Annotated in this window: 25 protein-coding genes and 1 pseudogene; 5 read left to right on the forward strand and 21 right to left on the reverse strand. The window is 69.6% G+C overall.

From position 1 onward, the window contains the following. The 5 genes from UG56_RS15130 to hisD are packed head-to-tail and all read right to left on the reverse strand — an operon-like array spanning position 1 to position 3,979. On the reverse strand, positions 1-333 hold the full coding sequence (locus UG56_RS15130; protein ID WP_071327102.1) for a hypothetical protein: 333 nt from the start codon (positions 331-333) through the stop codon (positions 1-3). A gap of 1 nt (position 334) precedes the next feature. Continuing rightward, complete coding sequence (gene hisH, locus UG56_RS15135) at positions 335-979, reverse strand: imidazole glycerol phosphate synthase subunit HisH (RefSeq protein ID WP_071327103.1); 645 nt, start codon at positions 977-979, stop codon at positions 335-337. After that, entirely contained in the window at positions 976-1,587 is a 612-nt protein-coding gene (hisB, locus tag UG56_RS15140; RefSeq protein ID WP_045550059.1) for an imidazoleglycerol-phosphate dehydratase HisB, read from the reverse strand. Before hisB ends, hisH begins: the two co-directional genes overlap by 4 nt. Then, a complete protein-coding gene (locus tag UG56_RS15145) occupies positions 1,584-2,681 on the reverse strand; it encodes a histidinol-phosphate transaminase (protein ID WP_045550058.1) in 1,098 nt (365 codons plus the stop codon). Before UG56_RS15145 ends, hisB begins: the two co-directional genes overlap by 4 nt. Next, complete coding sequence (hisD, locus tag UG56_RS15150) at positions 2,678-3,979, reverse strand: histidinol dehydrogenase (RefSeq protein WP_045550057.1); 1,302 nt, start codon at positions 3,977-3,979, stop codon at positions 2,678-2,680. Before hisD ends, UG56_RS15145 begins: the two co-directional genes overlap by 4 nt. A gap of 126 nt (positions 3,980-4,105) precedes the next feature. Between hisD and UG56_RS15155 the strand changes: the two genes are divergently transcribed. The 3 genes from UG56_RS15155 (at position 4,106) to ybaK (ending at position 6,135) form a co-directional block, all read left to right on the forward strand. Further along, positions 4,106-4,894, forward strand: coding sequence for a hypothetical protein (locus tag UG56_RS15155; protein WP_052693829.1), 789 nt, complete (start codon positions 4,106-4,108; stop codon positions 4,892-4,894). Positions 4,895-4,972: 78 nt separating this feature from the next. Then, complete coding sequence (locus UG56_RS15160) at positions 4,973-5,635, forward strand: LON peptidase substrate-binding domain-containing protein (protein ID WP_045550056.1); 663 nt, start codon at positions 4,973-4,975, stop codon at positions 5,633-5,635. Then, complete coding sequence (gene ybaK / locus UG56_RS15165) at positions 5,635-6,135, forward strand: Cys-tRNA(Pro) deacylase (protein WP_045550055.1); 501 nt, start codon at positions 5,635-5,637, stop codon at positions 6,133-6,135. Before UG56_RS15160 ends, ybaK begins: the two co-directional genes overlap by 1 nt. A gap of 72 nt (positions 6,136-6,207) precedes the next feature. Here the strand turns inward: ybaK and UG56_RS15170 are convergent, their stop codons facing one another. The 3 genes from UG56_RS15170 to dnaE all read right to left on the reverse strand — a co-directional run bounded on the left by UG56_RS15170 (position 6,208) and on the right by dnaE (position 11,996). Beyond that, the gene (locus UG56_RS15170) at positions 6,208-7,722 is read right to left on the reverse strand and encodes a hypothetical protein (RefSeq protein WP_045550054.1); all 1,515 of its coding nucleotides are present in this window, start codon (positions 7,720-7,722) and stop codon (positions 6,208-6,210) included. A 90-nt stretch (positions 7,723-7,812) separates the two neighbouring features. Next, the gene (locus UG56_RS15175) at positions 7,813-8,427 is read right to left on the reverse strand and encodes a hypothetical protein (protein ID WP_143055050.1); all 615 of its coding nucleotides are present in this window, start codon (positions 8,425-8,427) and stop codon (positions 7,813-7,815) included. Then, on the reverse strand, positions 8,412-11,996 hold the full coding sequence (dnaE, locus tag UG56_RS15180; protein ID WP_045550052.1) for a DNA polymerase III subunit alpha: 3,585 nt from the start codon (positions 11,994-11,996) through the stop codon (positions 8,412-8,414). The genes UG56_RS15175 and dnaE overlap by 16 nt, the downstream gene beginning before the upstream one ends. Positions 11,997-12,151: 155 nt before the next feature. On the opposite strand from dnaE, the gene mmuM reads away from it, so the two are divergent. Together mmuM and UG56_RS27960 are read left to right on the forward strand one after the other, a co-directional pair. Further along, positions 12,152-13,036, forward strand: coding sequence for a homocysteine S-methyltransferase (mmuM, locus tag UG56_RS15185; protein ID WP_045550051.1), 885 nt, complete (start codon positions 12,152-12,154; stop codon positions 13,034-13,036). 85 nt (positions 13,037-13,121) lie between these two features. Next, complete coding sequence (locus UG56_RS27960; protein WP_143055051.1) at positions 13,122-13,535, forward strand: hypothetical protein; 414 nt, start codon at positions 13,122-13,124, stop codon at positions 13,533-13,535. Between the two features lie 112 nt (positions 13,536-13,647). On the opposite strand, the gene UG56_RS15195 is transcribed toward UG56_RS27960, so the two are convergent. The 13 genes and pseudogenes from UG56_RS15195 to ftsW form a co-directional block, all read right to left on the reverse strand. Next, positions 13,648-14,124: a GNAT family N-acetyltransferase gene (locus tag UG56_RS15195; RefSeq protein WP_071327104.1), complete on the reverse strand. Its 477-nt coding sequence runs from the start codon at positions 14,122-14,124 to the stop codon at positions 13,648-13,650. Continuing rightward, the gene (locus UG56_RS15200) at positions 14,111-15,052 is read right to left on the reverse strand and encodes an RluA family pseudouridine synthase (protein WP_045550049.1); all 942 of its coding nucleotides are present in this window, start codon (positions 15,050-15,052) and stop codon (positions 14,111-14,113) included. The genes UG56_RS15195 and UG56_RS15200 overlap by 14 nt, the downstream gene beginning before the upstream one ends. Further along, complete coding sequence (gene lspA / locus UG56_RS15205) at positions 15,049-15,636, reverse strand: signal peptidase II (RefSeq protein WP_045550048.1); 588 nt, start codon at positions 15,634-15,636, stop codon at positions 15,049-15,051. The genes UG56_RS15200 and lspA overlap by 4 nt, the downstream gene beginning before the upstream one ends. Beyond that, complete coding sequence (locus UG56_RS15210) at positions 15,609-16,037, reverse strand: TraR/DksA family transcriptional regulator (RefSeq protein WP_045550047.1); 429 nt, start codon at positions 16,035-16,037, stop codon at positions 15,609-15,611. Before UG56_RS15210 ends, lspA begins: the two co-directional genes overlap by 28 nt. A 460-nt stretch (positions 16,038-16,497) precedes the next feature. Further along, positions 16,498-17,265, reverse strand: a complete 768-nt coding sequence (locus UG56_RS15215; protein WP_040757109.1) for a DivIVA domain-containing protein — start codon at positions 17,263-17,265, stop codon at positions 16,498-16,500. Positions 17,266-17,417: 152 nt separating this feature from the next. Beyond that, entirely contained in the window at positions 17,418-17,903 is a 486-nt protein-coding gene (locus UG56_RS15220) for a cell division protein SepF (RefSeq protein ID WP_045550046.1), read from the reverse strand. A 39-nt stretch (positions 17,904-17,942) separates the two neighbouring features. Beyond that, complete coding sequence (locus tag UG56_RS15225; RefSeq protein ID WP_045550045.1) at positions 17,943-18,647, reverse strand: YggS family pyridoxal phosphate-dependent enzyme; 705 nt, start codon at positions 18,645-18,647, stop codon at positions 17,943-17,945. Next, positions 18,647-19,357, reverse strand: coding sequence for a polyphenol oxidase family protein (locus UG56_RS15230; protein ID WP_045550044.1), 711 nt, complete (start codon positions 19,355-19,357; stop codon positions 18,647-18,649). The genes UG56_RS15225 and UG56_RS15230 overlap by 1 nt, the downstream gene beginning before the upstream one ends. 25 nt (positions 19,358-19,382) lie before the next feature. Continuing rightward, a complete protein-coding gene (gene ftsZ / locus UG56_RS15235) occupies positions 19,383-20,618 on the reverse strand; it encodes a cell division protein FtsZ (protein ID WP_071327105.1) in 1,236 nt (411 codons plus the stop codon). 224 nt (positions 20,619-20,842) lie between these two features. Next, positions 20,843-21,754, reverse strand: a complete 912-nt coding sequence (locus UG56_RS15240; protein WP_045551119.1) for a cell division protein FtsQ/DivIB — start codon at positions 21,752-21,754, stop codon at positions 20,843-20,845. Between the two features lie 17 nt (positions 21,755-21,771). Beyond that, complete coding sequence (gene murC, locus UG56_RS15245; RefSeq protein WP_045551118.1) at positions 21,772-23,190, reverse strand: UDP-N-acetylmuramate--L-alanine ligase; 1,419 nt, start codon at positions 23,188-23,190, stop codon at positions 21,772-21,774. A gap of 79 nt (positions 23,191-23,269) precedes the next feature. Further along, positions 23,270-24,345: pseudogene (murG, locus tag UG56_RS15250) on the reverse strand (undecaprenyldiphospho-muramoylpentapeptide beta-N-acetylglucosaminyltransferase). Between the two features lie 13 nt (positions 24,346-24,358). Then, complete coding sequence (ftsW, locus tag UG56_RS15255) at positions 24,359-25,651, reverse strand: putative lipid II flippase FtsW (RefSeq protein ID WP_045551116.1); 1,293 nt, start codon at positions 25,649-25,651, stop codon at positions 24,359-24,361. Positions 25,652-25,730: the final 79 nt, after the last annotated feature.

Genomic DNA, 25,730 nt, shown 5'->3' on the forward strand with positions numbered 1-25,730 from the left:
CTATCTGCGGAACAGCAGCGTGTAGACCACCGGCGCGGCCAGCACCGACCCGATGGCCGCGAAGACCGTCGTGCCGATGTCCTCGGTGACGAGATAGACGAGTGCGTCGAGGAGGAGCAGGACGACGACCAGGATCCGTACGTTGCGCCGCCGGCGCTCCGCGAGCGCGCTGAGCTGCCGGGGCCGGCGAGCCGGCACCCACCCGAGGAGCCGCTCCCGCCGCGCCCGGCGTTCGGCGGACCTGGCGGCCCGGGCGGCACGCTCCTCGGCGGCCTGGGCGGCCAGCCGCTCGCGCTCGGCGCGCGCCTTCGCGCGGGCCCCGGCCTGGGCCACCTCAGGCGGCCTTCAGCGACTGCACCCAGTTGCGCAGCACCGCGGCACCGGCGTCGCCGGACTTCTCCGGGTGGAACTGGGTGGCGCTCAGCGGGCCGTTCTCGACGGCCGCGACGAACCGGTCCCCACCGTGCTCGGCCCAGGTGACCAGCGGGGCGACGGTGCGGTCGTTGGTGACCAGGGTCCAGTCGCGCACGCCGTAGGAGTGCACGAAGTAGAACCGCTCCTTCTCGACACCGGCGAACAGCGACGAGCCGTCGGGGACGTCGAGCGTGTTCCAGCCCATGTGAGGCACGATCGGCGCCTGGATCCGCTCGACGACACCCGGCCACTCACCGCAGCCCTCGGTCTCGACGCCGTGCTCGATGCCGGTCTCGAAGAGGATCTGCATCCCGACGCAGATGCCCATCACCGGCCGCCCGCCGGCGAGCCGCCGGGCGATGATCCGCTCGCCGCGGATCGCCCGCAGGCCCTTCATGCACGCCTCGAAGGCGCCCACGCCCGGCACCAGCAGCCCGTCGGCCGCCATCGCGGCGTCGAGGTCACCGGTCAGCTCGACCGTGGCACCGGCGCGCTCGACGGCGCGGACGGCGGAGCGTACGTTGCCCGAGCCGTAGTCGAGCACGACGACCGAAGGCGCAGTCACAGGGCACCCTTCGTCGACGGGATCCCGGTCTCGCGCGGGTCGTAGGCGATCGCGTCGCGGAAGGCCCGTGCGAACGCCTTGAACTGCGTCTCCACGATGTGGTGCGGCTCGCGCCCGGCGAGCACGTTGACGTGCATCGTCAGGTGGGCGTGGTGGGCGATGGAGTCGAAGACGTGCTGGGTCAGGGAGCCGAGGTAGGGCACCCCGGAGCCGCCGAGGAGCACATAAGCCTGGCCCTCCGGCTCACCGGTGTGGACCGAGTAGGGCCGCCCGGAGACGTCCACGACGCAGCGTACGAGCGCCTCGTCCAGCGGGACGGTCGCGTCGCCGTAGCGGCGGATGCCCTTCTTGTCGCCCAGCGCCTCGCGCAGCGCCTGGCCGAGCACGATCGCGGTGTCCTCGACGGTGTGGTGGGCATCGATGTGCACGTCGCCCTCGGAGTGGACGGTCAGGTCGACCAGCGAGTGGCGACCGAACGCGGTCAGCATGTGGTCGTAGAACCCGACGCCGGTGGAGACGTCGACCCGTCCGGTGCCGTCGAGGTTCACCTCGACGACGACCTTCGACTCCGAGGTCTCCCGTTCGATCCGCGCGGTGCGTGCGGTCATGCTCGTGCTCCGTTCACATCGGTCAAAGCGTGCTTGAAAGCGTCCATCTCCTGCGGGGTGCCGACCGAGACCCGCAGCCATCCCTCGGGCCCGGTCTCGCGGATCAGCACGCCACGGTCGAGCAGCCCCCGCCAGACCGCGTGCCGGTCGGCGTAGCGCCCGAAGAGGACGAAGTTGGCGTCCGAGTCGGCCACCTCGAGGCCCTCGGCGCGCAGCCAGTCGACCAGCGCGTCCCGCTCCTCGCGGAGCTCGGCCACGTAGCCCAACAGCTCGGGCGCGTGCCGCAGGGCCGCGCTCGCTGCCGCCTGGGTCACCGCGGAGAGGTGGTAGGGCAGGCGTACGACGCGGATCGCGTCACAGATCGCCGGGTCGGCCGCCAGGTAGCCGAGCCGCAGCCCGGCTCCGGCGAACGCCTTCGACATCGTGCGGGTGACCACCAGGTTGCGGTGGCGGTCGAGCAGCTCGAGCGCCGATGGCACGCCGCTGCGCCGGAACTCGCCGTAGGCCTCGTCGACCACGACGATCCCGGCCTCACCGACCGCCTCGCACAGCGCGGTGACCGTCTCCGGCGGCAGCGCGGTGCCGGTGGGGTTGTTGGGGCTCGGCAGCAGCACGACGTGGGGCCGGGTCTCCTCGACCAGCGCCCGGGCCTTCTCCAGGTCGATCGCGAAGTCGGTCTCGCGGTGTCCGACGACCCACTCGGTGTTGGTGTCGCGGGCGTACTCCGGATACATCGAGTAGGTCGGCGCGAAGCTGATCGCGGTGCGACCCGGGCCACCGAATGCCTGCAGCAGCTGCAGCATCACCTCGTTGGACCCGTTGGCCGCCCACACCTGCTCCGGCGTGATCTCCGCCTTGGGGACGTCGGAGCGGAGGTACGCCGCCAGCCCCTCCCGCAACGCCACGAACTCGCGGTCGGGATAGCGGTTGAGGTTGCGCGCCGCGGCCCCGACGCTCGCCGCGATGTCGGCGACCGTCTCCGCAGAGGGCTGGTAGGGGTTCTCGTTGACGTTGAGCTGGACCGGGACGTCCAGCTGCGGAGCGCCGTAGGGCTCGATCCCGGCGAGCTCTTCCCGGATCGGGGGCCAGCTCATGAGGTGAACCTCACCGACACGGCGGCGCCGTGGCCCGGCAGGTCCTCGGCCTCGGCGAGCGTGACCACGTGGTCCTTGACCGCCGCCAGTCCCTCGCGGGAGTAGTCGACGACGTGGATCGACTTGGTGAAGGCGCGCACCGAGAGACCCGAGGAGTGGCAGGCGCAGCCACCGGTGGGCAGCACGTGGTTGGACCCGGCGCAGTAGTCGCCGAGCGAGACCGGGGCGTAGGAGCCGACGAAGATCGCGCCGGCGTTGCGGATCCGGCCGGCGACCCGGGCCGCGTCGGCGGTGTGGATCTCGAGGTGCTCGGCGGCGTAGGCGTTGACGACGTCGACGCCCTGGTCGATGTCGTCGACGAGCACGATGCCCGACTGCGCACCGGTCAGCGACGTACGGATCCGCTCGACGTGCTTGGTCACCGCGACCTGCTTCTCGAGCTCGGCCTCGACGTCGGCGGCGAGCGTCTCGGAGTCCGTGACCAGCACGGAGGCGGCCAGGGGGTCGTGCTCGGCCTGGGAGATCAGGTCGGCGGCGACGTAGGCAGCCTCGGCGGTGTCGTCGGCGAGGATCGCGATCTCGGTCGGGCCGGCCTCGGAGTCGATCCCGACCTGGCCCTTGAGCAGGCGCTTCGCGGTGACGACGTAGATGTTGCCGGGGCCGGTCACCATGTCGACGCGCTCGCACGGGTCGACCCCGTAGGCGAACATGGCGATCGCCTGGGCGCCACCGACGGCGTAGACCTCGTCCACGCCCAGCAGCGCGCACGCGGCCAGGATGGTGGGCTGCGGCAGCCCGCCGAACTCCTTCTGAGGCGGCGAGGCGAGCGCGATCGAGGGCACTCCGGCGACCTGCGCCGGGACGACGTTCATCAGGACCGAGGAGACCAGCGGCGCCAGACCACCGGGCACGTAGAGCCCCACGCGCCCCACCGGCACCTTGCGGTGCGTCACCCGGGCACCGGGCGCCAGGTCGGTGACCGCGTCCTCCTCGAGCTCGGCGGCACAGGTCGTACGCAGCCGGGCGATCGACTCCTCGAGCCCGGCCCGGATCGCCGGGTCCAGCTCGTCGAGGGCCTTGGTCAGCGCGGCTGCCGGGACCCGGATGTCGTCGACACGCACGCCGTCGAACTTCTCGGAGAACTCGGTGATCGCCTCCGCGCCTCGCTCGCGGACGGCGTCGATGATCGGCTGCACCGCATGAGTGGCCGCCTCGATGTCGAACTCGGCGCGCGGCACGGCGGCGCGGTAGTCGACGGTGCCTCTGTCGGCACCCCTCAGGTCGATGCGGCGGATCATGCCTCAAGTCTACGAGTCGGCGGGCCCCGGAGCCGATCTGCCGACGCCACGTGGACGCGGCCCGGAGGCGCATACGGCGCCCGGATCCGGGTACCCGGACCACTGACCCACCAAAGGAGGATCGCCATGGCACGCCCTGGACTTTTCCACCGCGAGAACAAGCATGCCGACGAGAGCTACCCCGAGGCCGACGTGAACCACGCCGAGACGCGTGATCCCTATCCCGGAGGCCCTGCGGTCGTCGGCCACGACGACAACGTCGAGCGCGCACACCGGGCCAACGACGGAGTCAGCCACCTGCGAACCGACCCCGATACGGGCCGCGACGCAGGCCCCGACACGGACAGCGCCGAGCACTACCGCCACGCCGAGGACGGGCGTCGCGCCGCGCTGCACGACACCTACGGCGGCATCAACTGGGGAGCCTGCTTCTTCGGCTGGCTCGTCGCGGTCGGCGTCACCGTCCTGCTCGCAGCCATCATCAGCGCCGTCGCCTCCGCGGTCGGCGTCAACGAGAACCTGACCCGGACCGACCTGGAGTCGATGGCCGACTCGGCCGGCATCGCCGCCGCCATCACACTCGCCGTGGTGATGTTCATCGGCTACTACGCCGGAGGGTACGTCGCCGCCCGGATGTCCCGCTTCGATGCGCGTCGTCAGGGTCTGGGCGTGTGGATCGTGGCCATCGTGGTGATGATCGTCGCGGCCGTCGCCGGTGCCCTGTTCGGCTCGAGCTACGACATCATGCAGCGGATCGACCTGCCGAACGTCGGCCTGAGCACCGACCAGCTCGGCCTGGGCGCCGTGATCGCCGGCGTGGTGCTCCTGGTCGTGATGCTCGTCGGGGCGCTCCTCGGCGCCGCCACCGGGCAGCGCTACCACACCAAGATCGACCGGGCGGCGTACGACTTCTGACCCTCTCGGAACGATCACAGGTGGACATACCGTGGGGTTCGCGGGCGCACGCGCCCGCGAGCCCCCTAGGTTGGTCCCGTGAATGAGCGACTTCCGATGTTCCCGCTCAATGCGGTCCTGTTTCCCGGTGTGACGCTCCCCCTGCGCGTCTTCGAGGACCGCTACCGCGCGATGGTGCACCACCTGCTGCGCCAGGAAGAGGAGGACCGCCACTTCGGCTCGGTCGCGATCCGCGAGGGCTACGAGGTCGGTGAGACCGGCGCCCAGTCGCTCTACCGTGTCGGCGTCAAGCTGCTGATCACCGAGGTGGAGCACCACAGCGACGGCTCCTTCGACCTCGAGGTGCTCGCCGTGGACCGGATCCGGATGGACAGCCTGGTCAGCTCCGGCGACTTCCCCGTCGCCGACGTCGAGGACCTCCCCGAGGACCACGTCACCGTCCCGAGCGCTGTCGTCGACACCGCGCGGGCGACCTTCACCGCCTACCGAGCCGCGCTGCTGGAGTTCCGCGACGACCCGTTCACCGGGTCGCTCCCCAAGGACCCGGAGTTCCTCTCCTGGACGATCTCGGCCACCACTCCCCTGCCGATGCCCGACCGGCAGGCGCTCCTGGAGGCCCCCGACGCCGGCGTACGTCTCGGCATGGCCACCGACCTGCTCCGCGCCGAGCTCAAGGCGATGAACGTGATCCCCTCGCTGCCCGCGACCGAGGTCGCCCGCACGAAGTGGTCCCCCAACTGATGGCGAAGAAGCAGGCCGGGAAGAGAGCGACCGGCGGCACCCCGGCGACCGTCGCCCTCACCCAGGCCGGCATCGACTACACCCTCCACCCCTACGAGCACGACCCGCGCGCCGAGTCCTACGGGCTGGAGGCCGCGGAGGCCCTGGGCGTCGAGCCGAAGCGGGTCTTCAAGACGCTGATGGCCTCCCTCGACGGGAAGCTCGTCGTCGGCATCGTCCCCGTCACCGGCCAGCTCGACCTCAAGGCGCTGGCCCGGGCGCTGGGCGGCTCGAAGGCGCAGATGGCCGAGGTGACCGCGGCCGAGCGCGCCACCGGCTACGTCGCCGGCGGCATCTCTCCCGTCGGCCAGAAGCGTCCGCACCCGACGGTCCTGGACGAGTCGGCCATGACGTACGAGACCGTCTACGTCTCCGGCGGCCGCCGCGGCCTCGACCTCGAGCTCGCCCCGACGGACCTGATCGAGATCACCGACGCCACCACCGCCCCGATCGCCAGATGACCCCGCCGAGTCGGCTCGTCATGACGCGCCGACTCGGCGCTGGATCCTGTCAGGACGAGCCGACTCGTCAGCTCAGTCGAGCGTGAGGCGAGCCAGGCCGCGCGAGACGTCGCCGTCCAGGTAGGCGCTGAAGCCGAGCTGGCCGAGGGCCTCGATGTCGTCGGCGACCTCGGGAGCCTCGGCGTTGACCACCTTGTCGAGGCCGTCGAAGTCGACGTAGACCACGGCCGAGGCGTCATCGGCCTTCGGCACCGCGTTCTCGAACTTCTTCGTGCCCGCCAGACCACCGTCGGCGAGGAGGTCCTTGCCGTAGTCGCCCATCGCGACCGTGGTCATGTCGCCCTCGCTGTCGACACTCACCATGCCCGCACCGAAGCCCGCGGTCAGGTCGCCGACGAACTTGTCGACCCCGTCCGAGTCGGCTCCGTCGAGCTTGAGACCGAGCTGCAGGCCGTCGGGAGCGCTGAGGTCGACCTGGCCGAGCGCGAGCGCGAAGCTGTCACCGAAAAGCTTCTCCAGGTCGCCCGGCGCCATGCCGAACATCTGGGTGAACTGGTCGTCGACCCCGCTCCCCGCCAGACCGGTCGAGAGCCAGCCATCGGCAGGGTTCATCGCGATCACCGCGGTGGTGTCCTTCGGCAGGGTCCCGGCGACGGTGCCCGCCTCCGCGCCCTTGGCCTCCTCGGTCACCGACGAAGCGCCCTCGAGCTCGAAGGCGCCCTCCTCCGCGCGGAGGGTGAACGCCGCACCCTCGAAGTCCTTCAACGCCGTGGACAGCGCGTCGGCCAGCTCCGTGGCGTCGGGCATCGGGGCCGCCCCGGCCATCGGACTCTCGGCCAGATCACCGCCGGCCTCGTCGAACGCGCCGCTCGCGACCACAGCGGCCAGCACGTCGGGAAGCTCCTCCGAGACGTACGACGTGACGAACCCGGTCCCGCCGACGTCGCCGGTCCACTTCGCGAAGCCGGCGTCGTCGGCAAGCGTGCCCTTCTCGGCAGCCTTCTGGATCGCGGCAAGGTCCTCGTCGGTCTCCGCCACGAGCGCCCAGCCGTCGGAGACGGACCAGGCGGCCCCCGACCCGGCGCACTCGGCAAGCTTCGGCAGGCCCTTCTCGGCATCGGACTCGTCGGTGACCTGGAGCGCGAAGGCGAACCTGGGCTGCTCCCCGTTGGGTACGACTCCGACCGCAGCCTTGTAGCCGAGCCACGGCTCGAGGTCCTTGCCGAAGTCGAGCTCGTCACAGGACTTCGCGAAGAGCGACCTGCGTGGGTCCTGGCCCTCCTCGAGGTCGAGCTCCTTCTCGACCGAGGGCAGCTTGCGCAGGAGGGGCACCGCGTCCTTGGCCTCGGTGAGGTCGATCTCGGTGTAGATCGCCGTCGATGCGGGGAACGCCTCCGCCGGCGAGCCGCCGGCCTTGCTCAGCGCCACCGCGGTCACAGTGCCGGCGCCGGCGAGGACGGCCACGCCGAGGAGCGCTCCGGCTCCGATGATCAGCGGTTTCTTGCTCTTACCGGCAGAGTTCTCGCCGAGCTCGAGGATCTCTGTCGCCGGCGCAGACGGCGTCTGGCCGGGGGTCGTTTCGGACATCAGTCACTTCCAGGCTCTGTCGGCCGGCACCGATGCCGACCGTCCAACCTGGCGAATCTACGTCGAACGTCCGCGGACTGTCCGTCGAATTTACCTTTCGGTCCCATCCGCGTGATCGGCGCCCTCGCGGGGCGCCCACATCAGGAAGATCACCATCAGCGCCAGCATCGCCGAACCCGGGACGAGCAGGACCAGCCACGGCGAGGCGAGCTGGAAGCTGTCCTGGATCACGGTGCCGTTGGCGGCACCCTTGGCGAGCCCCTGGGGGTCCTCGGGCGAGAGCAGGGAGGTGACGAGCAGCATCAGGCCACCGCCGATGGCACCGCCGACCGTCACCGCCGCGAGGGTGACGAGCTCGGAGCGGATCAGCCAGACCGCCGCCGCGATCCCGACCAGCAGACCGAGCACGATCGCGCAGACCGAGAACCACCCGGTCGCGGCGAAGACACCCTGGTCGATGTTCTGCCCGATGGTGGGCGGGTCGATCGAGATGAGTCCCCGGTACCACTTGCCGTCGAGCACCATCCCGGTCGGCGGGGTCCACAGCGTCGCCGCGGCCAGACCGGCGACCAGGCCGCCGACCACGAAGGCGACCACGATGATGGCGGCCTGGACCAGCACCGGGCGGGACAGGTCGGGGCGGGCGGGGCGGCGGCCGGTCTCGTCGAGAGCGGGCGGCGGCGGCACGATCAGATTGTCAGGCATCCTGGTCCGAGGAGGTGTTTGAGGTCGGCGAACAGCTCGGGAGTCGGTGCCACCCGCAGCCGGTCATCGAGCTTCATGACCCGGGTCGCGTCCCGTGTCATCAACCGTAGCCTGACCTCGGCTACGCCGGGGTAGGTGGTCAGTACGTCGCGCAGCGAGGCGATCACCTGCGGCGTGCACCGCGTCGACGGCAGCGAGATCACCACCGGTCCCCCGGCGGCACCGGGACCACCGGTCAGGTCGGGGACGGTGACCTCCTGGCCACGCAGCTCGGGCTGGTCCTTGTCGCGGGAGAGCTGGCCCTTGACCCGGATGATCGAGTCCTCGACCAGATGCGGCGCGGCCAGCTGGTAGGACGACGGGAAGAGCAGCACCTCGACCGAGCCCTCGAGGTCCTCCAGCGTCACCGTCGCCCAGGCGTCGCCCTTCTTGGTGATGCGCCGGTTGACGTTGGTGACCAGCCCGGAGACCGTCACGGTGCTGTTGTGCGGCCGGGACTCGTCGGTCATCAGCTGACCGATGGTGCAGTCGGTGCCGTTGGCCAGGACGTGCTCGAGCCCCATCAGCGGATGGTCGGAGACGTAGAGGCCGAGCATCTCGCGCTCGTGTCCGAGCAGGGTCATCTTGTCCCACTCGTCCATCTCGGGGATGGTCACCGAGATCCCGAAGTCGCCGCCGTCGGCCTCGTCGAGGCCGCCGAAGAGCGAGTCCTGGCCGATCGCCTCGTTGCGCTTGATGTCGACGTACTGGTCCACCGCGGTCTCGTGGATCGCCACCAGCGCGCGGCGCAGGTGCTTCATGTCGTCGAAGGCACCGGCCTTGATCAGCGACTCGATCACGCGCTTGTTGCAGACCCGGTCGGGCACCTTGGCGAGGAAGTCGTTGAAGTCCTCGAAACGGCCCTTCTCGGTGCGTGCCTCGACGATCCCGTCGACCACCTGGGCACCGACGTTGCGGACCGCGGTGAGGCCGAAGCGGATGTCGGTGCCGACCGCGGTGAAGTCGTGGGAGGACTCGTTGACGTCGGGCGGCAGGACCGCGATCTTCATCCGGCGACACTCGTTGAGGTAGATCGCCATCTTGTCCTTGTCGTTCTTGACCGAGGTCAAGAGCGCCGCCATGTATTCGGTCGGGTAGTTGGCCTTGAGATAGGCGGTCCAGTAGGTGACCACGCCGTAGGCCGCCGAGTGCGACTTGTTGAACGCGTAGTCGGAGAACGGGAGCAGGATCTCCCAGATGGTGTCGATCGCACTCTGCGAGTAGCCGCGCTCGAGCATGCCGGCCTGGAACCCGGCGTACTGCTTGTCGAGCTCGGCCTTCTTCTTCTTGCCCATCGCGCGGCGCAGGTTGTCCGCCTGTCCCAGCGAGAACCCCGCCAGGACCTGGGCGATCGACATCACCTGCTCCTGATAGACGATCAGGCCGTACGTCTCCCCCAGCACCTCCGCGAGCGGCTCCTCGAGCTCGGGGTGGATCGGCACGATCGGCTCGCGGCCGTTCTTGCGGTGGGCGTACTTGTTGTGGGAGTCGGCACCCATCGGGCCCGGCCGGTAGAGCGCGGAGACCGCGGTGATGTCGGCGAAGCGGTCGGGCAGCATCGACCGCAGCAGCGCGCGCATGCCACCACCATCGAGCTGGAAGACGCCGAGCGTGTCGCCGCGCTGCATCAGCTCGTAGGTCGGCTTGTCGTCGAAGGGGACCTCCTCGAGCACCAGGTCGATGTCGCGGTTGGCCCGGATGTTGGCGAGCGCGTCCTCGAGGGTGTGGAGGTTGGAGAGGCCCAGGAAGTCCATCTTGACCAGGCCGAGCGACTCACAGGTCGGGTACTCGAACTGGGTGACGACCTGGCCGTCCTGCTTGGGCTCCATCAGCGGGACGATGTCGATGATCGGCTCGGAGGCCATGATCACGCCCGCCGCGTGGATGCCGGTCTGCCGGATCTGGCCCTCGAGACCGAGCGCGGTCTCGTAGATCTTGCGGACGTCGGGATCGGTGTCGTGCAGGGCGCGGAAGTCGCCGCCCTCGCCGTAGCGCTTGTGGTCGGGGTTGAAGAGCTCCTTGAGCGGCACGCCCTTGCCCATCACGTCGGGCGGCAGCGCCTTGGTGATCCGGTCGCCGATCGCGAAGCCGTGGTCGAGGATGCGGGCGGCGTCCTTGATCGCCTGCTTGGCCTTGATCCGCCCGAAGGTGGCGATCTGGGCGACCTTCTCCGCGCCGTACTTCTCCGTGACGTACTTGATCGTCTCGCCGCGACGGTGGTCGTCGAAGTCGATGTCGAAGTCGGGCATCGAGGGACGCTCGGGGTTGAGGAACCGCTCGAAGAAGAGTCCGTGCTCGAGCGGGTCCAGATCGGTGATCTTCAGCGCGTACGCCACGATCGAGCCCGCACCCGAACCACGGCCCGGGCCGATCCGGATGCCGTTGTTCTTCGACCACTGGATGAAGTCGGCGACCACGAGGAAGTAGCCCGGGTAGCCCTTCTGCAAGATGACGTCGATCTCGAACTCGACGCGGTCCTTGACCTCCTGGGTCAGCTTCTCACCCGGGTAGCGGAGCTCGATGCCGCGCCAGGTCTCCTTGCGCAGCCAGGACTCCTCGGTCTCGCCCTCGGGGATGTCGGCGCGGGCCATGTAGCCACCGGTCGACTCGGTGAACTCGACGTCGCAGCGCTCGGCGATCAGCAGGGTGTTGTCACAGGCCTCGATCAGGCCCTGACTCCCCCACAGCTCGCGCATCTCGGCGGCGGACTTGATGTAGTAGCCGCTGCCCTCGAACGCGAACCGCTTGCCGCCCTTGGAGTAGGGCGGCTCGGTCATCCGGCTGCCGGACTGGACGCACAGCAGCGCCTCGTGGGCGGCCGCGTCCTCGGGGTTGTTGTAGTGGGAGTCGTTGGTGGCGACCGGGCGGATGCCCATCGTCTTGCCCAGCTTGAGCAGGTCGTCACGGACCCGCTTCTCGATGGAGATGCCGTGGTCCATCAGCTCCAGGAAGACGTTGTCCTTCCCGAAGATGTCCTGCAGCTCTCCGGCCTCCTTGAGCGCTTCCTCCCACTGGCCCAGGCGCAGCCGGGTCTGGATCGCGCCCGAAGGACAGCCGGTGGAGACGATGATCCCCTTGGAGTGCTCGGCGAGGATCTCCTTGTCCATCCGGGGCTTGAAGTAGTAGCCCTCGAGGCTGGAGCGCGAGGAGAGCCGGAAGAGGTTGTGCATGCCCTCGGTGTTCTCGGCCCACATCGTCATGTGGGTGTAGGCGCCACCACCCGAGACGTCGTCGCCGCCCTCCTGCGCCGCATCGCCCTTGCCCCACCGCACCCGCTTGCGCTCCGAGCGCGGGGTGTTGGGCGTGATGTAGGCCTCGATGCCGATGATCGGCTTGACGTCGTGGGCCTTCGCCTTCTTCCAGAAGTCGTAGGCACCGTGCATGTTGCCGTGGTCGGTCATCGCGATCGCCGGCATCTCGAGCTCGCTGGTCCGCTTGAACAGACCGTCGAGAAGCGAGGCACCGTCCAGCATCGAGTATTCGGTGTGGACGTGCAGGTGGACGAAGGAGTCCTTGGAGCCGGCCGCCATTGGCGTGAAGCCCTCCTCGAGGTCGAACGTGGAACGGTGGGCGCAGGGGCCCGTTCGACGTGCGCACGGACAACCTGGGGGAAGGGCTTCAGCCTACCTTTCGCCACCGACAAGATGGGGACCCAGGCCGCACGGAGCCGGGATATCGTCTGGTCATGGTGACGATCCTCGACGGCGGCCTGTCCAACGCGCTCGAAGCACGCGGTCACGATGTCTCCGGCGCCCTGTGGACGGCCCGGCTCCTCGACGAGTCCCCGGCGGAGATAGCGGCTGTCCACCGCGCCTACTACGCCGCCGGCGCCGACGTCGCCACCACCGCCAGCTACCAGGCCAGCGTCCCCGGTTTCGTGGAGGCCGGGATGACCCAGACGTACGCCACCGAGCTGCTGCGCCGCAGCGTCCGCGTCGCTCGCGAGGTGGCCGAGGAGGCCCCCGGACGCCTGGTCGCCGCCTCGATCGGACCCTACGGCGCCTACCTGGCCGACGGGTCGGAGTACCGCGGCCGCTACGGCGTCCCCGCGTCCGTGCTGCGTGACTTCCACGCGCCCCGGCTGGCGCTGCTGGAGACCGAGGACCCCGACCTCATCGCTGTCGAGACCATCCCGGACATCGAGGAGGCCGAGGTGCTCGTCGACCTCCTCGACGACATCGGTCTCCCGGTCTGGTTCTCCTACTCCTGCGCCGGCACCCGCACCCGCGCCGGCCAGCCACTGGCCGACGCCCTGGCGCTGGCCGCCGGCATCCGCTCCGTGGTCGCCGTCGGCGTCAACTGCTGCGACCCGGCCGACGTCCCCGCCGCCATCCAGCTGGCCGTCGCCACCGGCGAGCCCGCCGTCGTCTACCCCAACACCGGCGAGACCTACGCCGACGGCGCCTGGACCGGCACCCCTCACTTCCGCCCCGGCGAGGCCCTCTCCTGGGCCCGGGCCGGCGCGACGTACATCGGCGGCTGCTGCCGCGTCGGCCCCGCCGAGATCGCCCTCATCGCCTCCGAGATGTCCCACCTGCAGGCCGAGGCGTCAGGTACGTCGGCCGAGTAGGCACCGACGTGCCATCTCCGCCGACGCTGGTGACGTCTCGGCCGTTCTGCCTCCGCGCCGGTCCTCCGCATGCCACACTCTCGCCGTGCCGCAGCCCTCTGACTCCACATCGAAGCCGGACACGACTCGGGTCCGCTGGGTCCTGGTCGTGGTCATCGTGGTCACGTTCGGGCTCCATCTAGCCGACCCGCAGTGGCTCTCGGAGTCGCAGTCCACATCACTTGCGGCGCTGGCCTTGATCGCCATCGGAGCTCTGTGGCAGGTCGTACGCGCCAACGACCCCTCGGATCGGCTCCTCGGCTTCAGCCTTCTCATGCTCGCGGCGGTTCTTCTCGGACTGATGCCCGGCGTCGAGATGGCCGATCCTCCCGACGCATTCCGCAGCATCTTCGTGCTCGTCGGTCCACCGGTCGGCATGATCCTCGCCGACCCATGGCTGCGGCGTACACCTCGGATCGGCACCGACTCGGTCGCCACCAGGGACGATTCGGCCGCATGAGCTGCCATCTCGGCCGACAGAAGTGAACCCTCCGCGCTTCGCGCGGTCACTCCCTCGCTCGGTGCGAGCGGACGAGCAAGCTCGCCGCTCGACCTCGCTCCGGTCGTCTCGGCTAGGGCCAGGCCATCCGTACGTCGGGGGTCTTCTCCTGGTTGGCGGAGCCGTCGGTGTGCTCGACCTCACGCAGCCCGTGGCGGGCGTAGAAGGCTCGCGCGGGTGTGTTCATCTCGAAGACCCACAGGCCGAAGCCGTCGGGGGCCAGCGACTTCACCAGGTCGAGCAGCATGGTGCCGAGGCCGGTGCCCTGTGCGCGGGGATCGACGAAGAGGTCGTCGAGCCAGGTCGGGGTGAAGGCGGCGAAGGCCGAGACGGCTCCGGCGACCTCCGCGACCCAGACCTGCGACCCCTTCTGGGGCGCGAGCACCTTGACCGCGAGCCACTCCCGGATGTCCGACTCGGGGTAGATCGGCGCCGGCATCGGCGCGGCGGCCCGAGCCTCGATGTAGGTGCGGACGATGTCGTCGATGTCCTCCCGCTGCGCGGGGCGGAGCACCGCCTCGGTGGGAGTCACGGATTCAGTGCTGTTCACGGATCCAGGCGAGCGCGTGCTGGAGGTCGTCGGGGTAGGTCGACTCGAAGGTGACGTACTCACCGGTCTCCGGGTGTTCGAAACCGAGCTTCACCGCGTGCAGCCACTGCCGCTCGATCCCGACGCGACGCGCCAGGGCGGGGTCGGCGCCGTAGGTGAGGTCGCCGACGCACGGGTGCTTCAGGGCCGACATGTGGACGCGGATCTGGTGGGTGCGCCCGGTCTCGAGGTGGATCTGGAGCAGCGAGGCGAACCGATGCGCCTCGAGCGTCTCGTAGTGGGTCACCGAGTGACGCCCGTCGGCACGGACGGCGAACTTGTAGTCGTACTTCGGGTTGCGCCCGATCGGCGCGTCGATCGTGCCCTCGAGCGGGTCCGGGTGTCCCTGGACCAGGGCGTGGTAGGTCTTGTCGACCGTACGCTGCCGGAACGCGTTCTTGAGGACGGAGTAGGCGTGCTCGGACTTGGCGATCACCATCACTCCGGAGGTGCCGACGTCGAGACGCTGGACGATGCCCTCGCGCTCCTTGGCCCCCGAGGTGGAGATCCGGAAGCCGGCCGCGGCGAGGTGGCCGACGACCGTCTGCCCCTGCCAGCCGGGCGAGGGGTGCACGGCCACGCCGACCGGCTTGTCGATCACCACGAAGGCGTCGTCGTCGTAGATGATCTTGATGCCCTCGACGATCTCGGGCTTGATCTCGAGGGGGTCGGCCTGCGACGGGATGGTGGCGTCGAGCATCGACCCGGCGCTGACCCGGTCGCTCTTGGCCACCACCGAGCCGTCGACGGTCACCAGACCCTCGGCGATCAGCTCCGCCGCGCGGGTGCGGGAGAGGCCGAAGAGCCGCGCCATCGCGGCATCGACCCGCTCCCCCTCCAGGCCGTCGGGAACGAGCAGCGTGCGCTGGTCGGCGTGGCCGAAGTTCACCTGGCCTCGCCCTCGGCGTTGTTCTGCGGCTTGCCCTTGGACCTGCCGTCGACCGATCCGTCGAGCCCGATCCCCCTGAACGAGAGGATCACGATCAGCACCGCGGCCACGTTGATGCACATGTCGGCGACGTTGAAGATCGGCCAGTTGGGCAGCTGCAGGAAGTCGACCACGTGCCCGACGTAGAACCCCGGTTCACGCAGCAGCCGGTCGATCAGATTGCCGCTGATGCCGGCGACCAGGATGCCGAGCGCGAACGCCCAGCCCCGGTGGCGCACCCGGCGGGCGAACCAGATCACGCCGATCGTGGCCACGATCGAGAGCGTCGTGAAGAACCAGGTGAACCCGGTCCCCGTCGAGAAGGCCGCTCCGGGGTTGCGGATGATGTTGAGCTGCAGCACGGAGCCGATCAGCTCCTGCGGCTGCCCAGGAACGAGCGTCGCGACCGCCCAGAGCTTCGTGATCTGGTCGATGACCAGCAGAAACACTGCGACGGCCGCGAACTCTGCCCACCGAACAGGACGCACGTGGGACTCAGGACCGGTGTGTGCGTCGCTCAGCGACGCTCCTCGCGCTGCTTGCATGTCATGCACAGTGTGGCACGCGGGAACGCCATGAGCCGCATCTTGCCGATCGGCTCCCCGCAGGACTCACAGATGCCGTACGTCCCGTCCTCGAGGTATCCCAGGACACGCTCGATCTGGGCCAGCTTGTCCTTCTCGCTGTTGACCACGGTCAGCTCGTGGTCGCGCTCGAAGCTGGTCGCGCCCATGTCGGCCTGGTCCTGGCCGGCTCCGTCGCCGGAGTCCTTCATCAGGCCGGAGAGCTCGGCCTCGAGAGCGGTGAGCACCTCGAGGCTGTGGGCCCTCATCTCGTGGAGCTCGTCGATGACCTCGTTGAGCTCATCCTTGGTCCACGGGTCCTCGCCGTCCTTGACCTTCAGCTGGTCAGGAGAGACGACGGTCTTGGTTGCTTTCTTAGGCACGGCACTCGCTTTCTGGTGTGAGACACGGCCCCCCGGGCCGCACGGTGGTCAAGGTTTGGCTAGGCGCTCGCCGCGGCCACCGACGTGGAAGCCATGACTGCGAGGCTGGTATTCCCAGAAAGCTCGGACGGCATCACGTGGACGCGCCCGACGGTCGCGACGACGCGACCGCTCATAGGTACGGACATGGAGTCCCCTTTCTCCTGCCATCACTTCGCGCCGCCGAGTCGGTGCGGAGTGCGTGCCCGGAATGTAGCCCGGGATTCGGCTCTGCTCAACTAACACACCGAAACTGCACTCATATTGGTCCGCAGCGCGGAAAAACCGGGCAATCCTCTTACAAGACCCGCCTCACCTGCTACAACGCGTTCCTTCGCCGTACCCGCTGGACGGCGCGAACATGCGCATCGGCCGGCCCCGCGACGCGGGACCGGCCGATGGAAGCCTGACTACGAGGACCTCAGCCCTCGTCCTCCCCCAGGATGGAACGCAGACGCTTGGGCGCCGGGCCCGACTCGTTGACAGCGGCGGCCATCACGGGCGCCTGTGACTCGGCCGAGTTGTTGAGCGCGTCGAGCTGCTGCGTGAAGTAGCTCTTCAGGCGCGAACGGTACTCACGCTCGAAGTTGCGCAGGGTGTCGACCTCGGTGGTCAGGTTGTCCTTCTCACGCTCCAGCTCGCCGAAGAGCTGCTGGCGACGCTCGGCGGTCTCGCTGTCGAGCATCTGCGCACGAGTGCGCGCGTCCGCCTCCATGCGGTCGGCCTTCGCCTTCGACTCGGCCTCGAGGCGCTCGGCCTTGGTGCGGGCCTCGCCGACGATCTTGTCGGCGTCGTTCTTGGCCGTGTCGATGAGCGCGTCGTGGTTGCGCGTGGCCAGCTCGAGCAGGCGCGCGGCGGCGTTGGACGCCTCCGGCACGGTCTCGACCCGGATCGTCTCGATGCCGCCGGTCTGCGGTGCCTCCTGGTACATCGGCATCTGGTGCGAGACCGGCTCAGGGGCCGGCATCGGCTCAGGCGCAGGCGGCTCGGGAGCCATCGGGAAGGACGGACCCCCACCCGACTGCGCAGATGCCAACTTCCCGCGAAGGTCGTCGTTCTCCCGGGTGAGACGTGCCAGTTCGGCCTCGACCTCGTCGAGGAACTGGTCCACCTCGCCCATGTCGTAGCCCTCGCGGAGCCGGACGGGAGTAAAGCGCTTGTTGCTCACGTCCTCTGGCGTCAGCGGCATGACCTCACCCATTCATTACTCGGTTGACTCAGACGTACGGACTGCACCGCCGGGGGGCGGCATCAGGTAATGCTGTCGAAACTCTAGCGCCTGTCCGTAGACGCGCCAGATGCGGACCGCATCCAGGCACCTACGAGCAGGTGTCGAAGGCCTCAGCTCTGGTTGAAGAAGCCGCCCTCAACGATCCTCTGCTTGGCCTCAGCCGTGACCGAAACGTTCGCAGGTGAGATAAGAAACACCTTGTTGGTGACCCTCTCGATGTTCCCATAGGTAGCAAAGATCAGGCCCGCCGCAAAGTCGACAAGCCGCTTTGCGTCAGCATCATTCATCTCAGTGAGGTTCATGATCACTGGCGTGCCGTCGCGATAGTTCTCGCCGACCTGACGCGCTTCGTTGTAGGACGTCGGAGTCAGCGTGATGATCTTGGAAAGCTCTGCCACTGCAGGCACCACCGTTGCTCGTCGCCGCTCGGAAAGGTCAGCCACCGGGGCCGGGCGCGCCTGCTTCGACCGCACCGGCGCCTTGACGGGCTCGTGGGAGCGGGTCTCGTCGTCGTCACCCTCGTAGACATCGTCGTCATAGCCCGTGTCCTCGAGCAGGCCGAGGTATTCACCGAACCTGCGCATCGCGCCGCTCATGTGTGTCCCACCTTCCCCAAAGTATTGCTGTCCGAGACATTACTTGACAGTCGGCCTCTGTCCGAGGACCGCAGACCCGACACGTACGTGTGTCGCGCCATGGGCGATCGCCTGCTCCAGGTCGCCGCTCATCCCCGCCGACAGCACCGTCGCCTCGGGATATTCGACCAGGAAGTCCTCCCGGATCCGCGCCAGCCGGACGAAGGCCGGCTCCGGATCCTCACCCAGAGGAGCGACCGCCATCAGGCCCCGCAGCCGGAGACCGTCGGTCTCCACGACCGCAGCGGCGAGGTCGCGTACGTCACCGGGATCCGCCCCGGCACGGCCCTCTCGTCCAGGCGGGTCGAGGGAGACCTGCAGGAGCACGTCGAGGATCTGGCCGCGCTCCCCCGCGCCGCGGCTGAGCCGGGGAAGCAGCGAGGCGCGGTCGACCGACTCGACCACGTCCGCGTAGGCCGCGACCGCGGCCGCCTTGTTGGACTGGAGCCCTCCGATGTAGTGCCAGCGCAGCCCGAGGTCTGCGCACTCGGCCGCCTTGGCCGACGCCTCCTGGTGGCGGTTCTCACCGACGTCGGTGACACCGAGACCGGCCAGGATGCGTACGTCGGAGGCGGGGAAGAACTTGGTGACCACGACCAGCTGGACGTCCTCGGCCGGACGGCCGGCGGCCTTGGCCGCCGTCGCGATCCGCTCGCGGGTCTCGGCGAGCCCCGCGGCGATCTCATCGGTGCGGCTGGTCGCCATCAGGCACCGCGCAGCCGGATCAGGGCGCCCAGCGACATGCCGGCGCCGTCACGGCGGTAGGAGTAGAGGTCCTCCGACTCGCGGGTGCAGCGGCTGGCGTCGACCGTCTCGACGCCCTCACGGGCCAGCTGGGCGAGCACACCGGCGCCGACGTCGAGGCTGGGGGTGCCCCAGCTCGTGGTGGCGCGGGTGGCCGGCTCGATCGCGGCGATCTCCTCCTGCAACTCGGCAGGCACCTCGTAGCACTTGCCGCACACGTGCGGTCCGACCCAGGCCATGATCCGGGTCGCGCCGAGAGCGCGCATCCGGGCGATCGTCGCGGGCACCACCCCGACCGCCATCCCCTTGCGTCCGGCGTGGGCGGCGCCGATGACCCCGGCGGCCTCGTCCGCGAACAGCACGGGTACGCAGTCGGCGGTGCGGACCAGCAGCACCAGGTCACGCTCCGTGGTGACGATGCCGTCCGCCTCGGGGCGGGTGCCGCACTCCGCGTCGGCGACCGCGTTGCCGTGGACCTGGTAGAGGTCGGCGAAGGGTGCGCCATCGGCGAAGTCAGCCAGGAGCAGGCGGTGGTTCTCCGCCTTCGCCTCCGGCGAGCCCGAGCCGTTGACCGCCAGGTTGAGCTCGGCGTACGGAGCAGGGCTGACCCCGCCGTACCTGTCGGTGAACGCCAGGTCGACGAGGCCTGCTGAGGCTCGGAAGGAATACACGTGGGGGCCTTACTTCACGCTGTGCTTACTTGAGGAAATCGGGAACGTCGAGCTCATCATCGCTGAACTGCACGCTGGGGGCGGGCTTCTTGGCGACCGGAGCGGGCTCGGCCGGCGGGGTCGCCGGCGGAGGTGTGGCCGGCGCGGCCGGCGCGGGCTTGGCGGGCTTGGCCGGGGGCTCCTCGGCCTCCTCGGTGCGCCGGGACGCGACCGCGGTGGCCACCGCGGCGGTCTCACCGTTGTTGGCGGACTGGGAGCCGGTGGAGCGGCCCTGGACGCTGCCGAGCGCCGAGGCGCCCTCGCGTCGCTTGGGCATGCCACCGTCGAAGCCGGCGGCGATGACGGTGACCCGGACCTCGTCGCCGAGCGCGTCGTCGATGGTCGCGCCGAAGATGATGTTGGCCTCCTGGTGGACCGCGTCGGCGACCAGCGCGGCGGCCTCGTTGATCTCGAAGAGACCGAGGTCGGAGCCGCCGGCGATCGAGAGCAGCACGCCGTGGGCGCCGTCGATGGATGCCTCCAGCAGGGGCGAGGAGACGGCCATCTCGGCGGCCTCGACGCTGCGGTTGTCACCGCGCGCGGACCCGATACCCATCAGCGCCGAGCCGGCGTTGGACATGACCGACTTCACGTCGGCGAAGTCGAGGTTGATCAGACCCGGGGTCGTGATCAGGTCGGTGATGCCGGAGACACCCTGCAGCAGCACCTGGTCGGCCTGGCGGAAGGCGTCCATCACCGAGACGTTGCGGTCCGAGATCGACAGCAGCCGGTCGTTGGGGATGACGATGAGGGTGTCGACCTCCTCGCGGAGCTTGCTGATGCCCTCCTCGGCGGAGTTGGCGCGACGACGGCCCTCGAAGGCGAACGGGCGGGTCACCACACCGATGGTCAGCGCACCGAGGCTGCGGGCGATGCGGGCCACGACCGGGGCGCCACCGGTGCCGGTGCCGCCACCCTCGCCGGCGGTCACGAAGACCATGTCGGCGCCCTTGATGACCTCTTCGATCTCGTCGGCGTGGTCCTCGGCGGCGCTCTCCCCCACGCTCGGGTTGGCGCCGGCGCCGAGGCCGCGGGTGAGCTCGCGACCGATGTCGAGCTTGACGTCGGCGTCGCTCATCAGCAGCGCCTGGGCGTCGGTGTTGATGGCGATGAACTCGACCCCCTTGAGGCCGACCTCGATCATCCGGTTGACAGCGTTGACGCCGCCGCCACCGATGCCGACGACCTTGATGATCGCCAGATAGTTCTGTGCAGCTCCCACGGTGGTCGCCCCTTCGATCGCTGGTTGTTCCTGACGGCGGGTTCTCAACCCTTACCCTCAACCTGAGGGTTATAGTTATGTCAACCTCACCGTTCTCAGAACAGTAGGCAGACGTACGTCCTCAAACTGGCAGGACACGCGGATGCGGATCAGTTGTGCCGATCTCGTGCCATCCGGTAGGCGCACTGTGGCAGAGCCATCCGGTGGACGAGCCCGGCAAAGGATCAGTCGACGCTCTTGCTCGTGACGGGCTGGCCCGGCACGGAGACGTCGTAGCGGGCCACGTCGGGCTCCGCCTTCATCAACGCGACGAGCACGTCGGCCTTGGTGTCGGACTGGGCACTGCTCCCCCACACCACCCGCTTCTCGTTGCGCAGCTCGAGCGAGATCGAGTCGACGGTGGTCACCTCGACGTGGTCGACCTTCTTGGCGAGGTCGGCCGGGAGCGCCGAGGCCACCGCGGCGGCCTCGCTGAGCGCGTCGGAGTTGGTGCCGGTCACGGTGTTCACCATCGGCAGGCCCGGCGGCGCCTTCTTGTAGTCCCAGAAGACGGTCCCGGTCTCGTCCAGCGCCCGCAGTCGCCCGCCGATGGAGACGACGGCCACCGGCGTACGTTCGGTGACGTCGACCCGGATCTTGTCGGGCCACTCGCGCGAGACGTTGACCGAGCGCACCATCGACAGCCCGTTGAGCACCCGCACCTGCACGGCCTCCAGGTCGGCGGTGGCCAGCGGCTCCCCGACCGGGACGGCGGCGAACTCGACGACCTCCTTGGCGCTGGTCATCTTCATCGTGCCGTGCACCGAGGTGCCCTTGACCTGCAGCCAGGTCGAGAAGTAGACCGCCCAGATCCCGCCGATCAGGAGCGCGATGACCAAGGTGCCGACGATGAGGTAGCGCCACGCCAGCCAGCGCCGGCGCCACTGGCGCCGGGCGAAGGCCTTGCGGCTCTTGAGCGTCGCGGCGTCGACGGCCGGCCGCTCGGACTCCGGCTCCGACTCCGTCTCTGCACCCGACCCGGATCCGGCCCTGGCCTCCTCCGAGTCCAGGTCGAGCTCGCGCTCCCCGGACGCCGACCGGGCGATCTCCAGGGCCTCGGCGATCTCCGTGTCCGCGCCGGACCCGTCCTCCCCCATGCTCGCCTCCCCCAGCGTTACTGCTCAGCCGTACGTAGCCTGGCGAGCACCATCGGGCCCACCTCGGTCACGGTACCTGCCCCGAGGGTCAGAACCAGGTCACCCGGACGGGCGCGGCGGGCCAGCTCGGTGGCGGCCTCCTCGAGCCCGGCGACGCTGACGACCCGGTCCGGCGGCAGCGGCACGGCGTCGGCGACGAGCTTGCCGGTGACCTCGGGGTCGTAGTCCTCGCGGGCCAGGTAGACGTCGAGGACGACGACCTCGTCGGCGGCGCCGAGCACACGGCCCATCTCCTCGCCGAAGATCCGGGTGCGGGAGACCATGTGCGGCTGGAAGGCGACGACGAGCCGCCCCTCCCCTGCCACGGACCGGCCGGAGACGAGGTCGCCGGCGATCTCGGAGGGGTGGTGGGCGTAGGAGTCGTAGACGCGTACGCCTGCGGCCTCTCCCTTGCGCTCCATCCGCCGCCGGGTGCCGGTGAACGACTCCAGCCCCGCCTTGAGCAGGTCGAAGGAGTGGCCCAGACGCAGCCCGACGGTGAGCGCGGCCAGTGCGTCGGCGACATAGTGGCGGCCGGGGATCTGCAGCGTGATCCGGCCGAGCTCGTTCAAACCGTCGACGACGGTGAAGGAGGAGGTGGTGCCCTCCAGGACGATGTCGACGGCACGCACGTCGGCCAGCTCCGACTCACCGACGCCGATGAAGCGGCGGCCGAGCGAGTGGGCGACGTGGCGCAGGTCGGCGGCGCCGGGGTCGTCGATGACCGCGACCAGGAACCCGTCGGGGGCCAGCCGTCCCACGAACTGGGCGAAGCCCTCGCGGTAGGCCTCCTCGGTGCCCCACTGGTCGAGGTGGTCGGCCTCGACGTTGGTGACGACCGCTGCGTAGGGCTTGTAGACCAGGAAGGCGCCGTCGGACTCGTCGGCCTCGGCCACGAACAGGTCGCTGGAGCCCTCCGCGGCGTTGGTACCCGACGCGGCCAGCTCGCCACCGACGGTGTAGGTCGGCGCGGCGCCGGCCGCCTGCAGGGAGACGGTCAGCAGGGAGGTCGTGGTGGTCTTGCCGTGCGTGCCGGCGACGGCGAGGACGCGACGGCCCTCCATCACCGAGGCGAGGCCGGCCGAGCGCGGGTAGATCCGCAGGCCCTTCTCGACGGCCGCGACGTACTCGGGGTTGTCCTCGCGGATCGCCGTGGAGACGATCAGCGTGTCGACGCCGTCGACCTGGGAGGCCTCGTGACCGACGTAGACGGTCGCGCCCTCCTCGCGCAGCGCGGCCACCATCGAGGAGTCGGCGCCGTCGCTGCCGGAGACCTCGATCCCGCGGGCCAGCATGACCCGGGCGATCGCGGACAGGCCCGCGCCGCCGATGCCGATGAAGTGGACCCGGCCCAGCTGCTCGGCGGGAAGGATGTGCTCGGGAACCGGAACTCTCATGCCGCCACCTCCGTCGAGACGAAGCAAGGGTACGGATGCGGCGGCATGTTGCACTGAATCGCCGCTCGCTTGCGCTCGCTCATCGGGATCCTCCTTGCGCCGTCTCCATCACGATCCGTGCCAGCCGCTCGTCGGCATCGCGCGGGACCAGGTCGCTGGCGGCCTTCGACATCGCCTCGAGCCGGGCGCGGTCGGTGACGAGCGGGGGTACGTGGCTGCTGACCCAGGCCGCGTTCATGTCGGCGTCGGCAACGAGCAGCGCTCCGCCGGCGTCGACGACGGCGCGCGCGTTGAGCGACTGCTCGCCGTTGCCGATCGGGAGAGGTACGTAGACGGCGGGGACGCCCACCGCGCTCGCCTCGATCACCGAGTTGGCGCCGGACGACAGATCATCAGGTCGGCCGCAGCCAGCGCGAGGTCCATCCGGTCGACGTAGTTGAGCACGTGGTAGCCCGGGCCGGGCGAGGCCAGCTCGTTCTTCGGACCGATCACGTGGAGCACCTGGATGCCGCTGCCCGCCAGCGCCCGGTAGGCGCCGGAGACCGACTCGTTGATCGTCCGGGCGCCCTGCGAGCCGCCGGTGACCACGATCGTGGGGCGGTGCTGGTCGAGGCCGAAGAAGCTGCGGGCCTCGGCGCGCAGCGCCCAGCGGTCCAGCGTCGAGATCATCCGGCGGATCGGCAGCCCGATGTATTCGGCCTTGGGCAGCTTGGTGTCCGGGAAGCTCACCGCGACGCGGTCGGCGACCCGGGCTCCCGCCTTGTTGGCGAGTCCCGGCATCGCGTTGCCCTCGTGCACGACGATCGGGATGCGCCGCCGCCTCGCGGCGAGGTAGGCGGGCATCGAGACGTACCCGCCGTAGCCAACGACCACGTCGGGCTTGACCCGGTCGAGCACCTCGTAGGTCGCGTCGACCGCGCCCTTCAGGTTGGCCGGGACCTTGAGCAGATCGCTGCTGAGCTGACGCGGCATCGGCACCGGCGGGATCAGCTCGAGCGGGTAGCCCGCGGCGGGAACCACCTGGTTCTCCAGGCCGCGCGGCGTGCCGAGGCAGGTCACCTCCACGCTGGGGTCGAGACGGCGCAGGGCATCAGCCGTGGCGAGCAGGGGGGATGTGTGTCCGGCGGTGCCACCGCCGGCGAGGAGGGCCTTCATGATGCGTCCGAACTTAGCGGGTGCGTTGGGCGGACCGGTAAGCGGCTGCCTGGCGCGCCCGATCCTTTGCCAAGGCTTTACGCTGCTTCAGCGCGGCAGCCGCTGCGGGTTCACGGCGGGCGAAACCGATCACCACGCCCAGCGCGACCATGGACGGGATCAGCGCCGAGCCGCCGTAGGAGACCAGCGGCAGCGGGATCCCGATGACCGGCAGCAGCGCGAGCACCATGCCGACGTTGATGATCATCTGGCCGAGCAGCCAGACCAGCACGCCGAAGCTGAAGTAGCGGACGAAGGGCCGGTCGGTCTGGCGCGCGACCTTGACCAGCGCGAAGGCGAGGGTCAGGAAGAGACCGACGACCAGGAGCGTGCCGACCAGGCCGAGCTCCTCGCCGAGCACCGCGAAGATGTAGTCGGTGTGGGCCTCGGGCAGGTCGCCCCACTTCTGCTGGGAGGCCCCGATCCCCTGCCCCAGGACGCCGCCCGAGCTGAGCGCGTAGAGACCGTGGGAGGGCTGCCAGCCCTGTCCGTGGTAGTCCTTGAACGGGTCCGCGAAGCTGGTCAACCGGGCGAGACGCTCGGTGTCGGTGCTGATCAGGAACAGCACCGAGACCCCGATGATCGAGATCGCCATCCCGAAGAGCTTGCCCGGCGCGCCGACGACCCACAGCATCCCCAGCGCGATCGCGAAGAAGACCAGCGCGGTGCCGAGGTCCTTGCCGGCGAGGACCAGCCCCGTGGCCACCGCGATGCCGGGCAGGACCGGCATCAGCACCTCGTGGAGGCTGTCGAGCCGGCGGTCCTTGAGCGCGTAGACGTGGGCGGACCACAGCACGATCGCCAGCTTGGCGATCTCGGACGGCTGGATCTTGACCGGGCCGGCGCCGATCCAGTTCTGCTGCCCGTTGACGTCGTGACCCAGGAAGATCGTCAGGAAGAGCAGCACGCAGGCCACGAAGTAGCCCGGCCACGCCAGCCGCCGCACATCCTTGGGCCGGATCCGCGAGGCGATGAACGCACACGGGATGCCGATGATCACCCAGAGCACCTGACGGCCGACGATCGCGTAGGAGTTGCCCATCTGGGTGTAGGCCCACACGCTCGAGGCGCTCAGCACCATGATCAGCCCGATGGTCAGCAGCAGCGCGGTGCTGGTGAGCAGCAGGTAGTAGGCGGCCAGCGGCCGGTTCAGTGCCACCCGCAGCGCATGGAACCAGGCCTTGAGGTAGCCGAGGACCGACTTCGGGTACGCCCTCGCCTGCTCGGCCGAGCCGTGACCGGTCTGGTCGGGGCTGGTGGTCGTCACGGCCTACCTCCCAGTTGCGGTGCGACGTACGTCGATTACATTCTCGCCGCCGTCTCCGCGTTCCCCGCGCATCTCCCCC

This window comes from Nocardioides luteus, from assembly GCF_000960475.2.
Classification (GTDB): domain Bacteria; phylum Actinomycetota; class Actinomycetes; order Propionibacteriales; family Nocardioidaceae; genus Nocardioides; species Nocardioides luteus_A.